General features: G+C 37.6%; 2 protein-coding genes. Both read right to left on the reverse strand.

Translation table 11 applies throughout. The annotated features are described in order from the left end of the window. Nucleotides 1-163: 163 nt before the first annotated feature. Nucleotides 164-514 (reverse strand): cupin domain-containing protein, encoded by a 351-nt coding sequence (locus A6E04_RS20730; protein WP_065612287.1) that lies wholly within the window; start codon nt 512-514, stop codon nt 164-166. A 230-nt stretch (nt 515-744) separates the two neighbouring features. Continuing rightward, nucleotides 745-1174: CatB-related O-acetyltransferase (locus tag A6E04_RS20735; RefSeq protein ID WP_065612288.1), on the reverse strand; the 430-nt coding region annotated here is incomplete at its 5' end.

A 1174-nucleotide genomic window follows, 5' to 3' on the forward strand; every position in this document is an offset into this window, starting at 1 on the left:
TAACGCTGGCATAACACGTTTGCTACCATACAGACCTAGCTGAATTTTAACGCCTTAATCACTGAAACTAAAGGCAAACTGATAACGCCGAATGTAGCAAATCGTGTTGATGCGATTGTTATGGTGATTGTCTTGCACCTAACTGAAATGAGCAATATAACCGTTACTTTAAACTTGCTTGGATGATTAGCAATTCAATGTCTTCGGCAGAATCATTTAATAAGCCATGAGTACCAAAACGTTTATTCACAATCATATCGCCAGCAATAACTCGTTTAGTTTCACCCTCAATAATCATTGAGCCTTCACCTTTGAGGATTATATACATTTCTTCATCATCTTCGTGAGAATGCTCCCCCATTGAACTACCTGCCGGCATAATGACACGAATAGCAAAGTCCCAAGCACCATCAAAATCTTTACGTCTAAATGCACGGTAAATATCAATAGAGCCAACACCATCATGGCTATTGTTATCAACTTCTTTATCACAGTTGTAGAAATTACGAATCATTGCTATCCCTTTCTATTCTTGTCCAATTAATAATATTTCTTACCGTTAAGAGGTTAAATTAAAAACAGTTTACGCTCTACCAAAACCACACAGAAAATGTCACAAAAATTACCATAACGCCTGCATAACACGTTTACTACTATGCGATTATACTTAAAATTAACACCCTAAAACGAGAAACACCCGACAACCTGAGATGCCGAGTGTAGTAAATCGTGTTGATGCATTTGTTATAAGCGATTCTGATTTTGCCAATAATCATAAAGACCACTGATATCTGACGAACACATTAAACTCATTGCACCTTTGATTTGGTCATCGCTCCATTGCCACCATTTCATTTCTAACAACTGAGCAATTTCACTTTCAGTAAAACGATAACGAATATGTTTAGCAGGATTTGAGCCTACAATAGAATAAGGTGCCACATTTTTAGTTACGACAGCTCGACTTGCAATTATTGCTCCATCACCAACGGTTACACCGCTCATAATCATGGCTTCAGTACCAATCCAAACGTCATTACCAATAATCGTATCACCTGAACGTTCAAACCCATCTTTGGCATCTGAGAAATTTTCATCGTCTTGGTAGAAAAATGGAAATGTACTAACCCAATTATTTTGATGCCCTTGATTTCCCGCCATCATGAAAACAGCA

Origin of the sequence: Aliivibrio logei, from assembly GCF_001691055.1 — a bacterium.
Classification (GTDB): Bacteria; Pseudomonadota; Gammaproteobacteria; order Enterobacterales; family Vibrionaceae; genus Aliivibrio; species Aliivibrio salmonicida.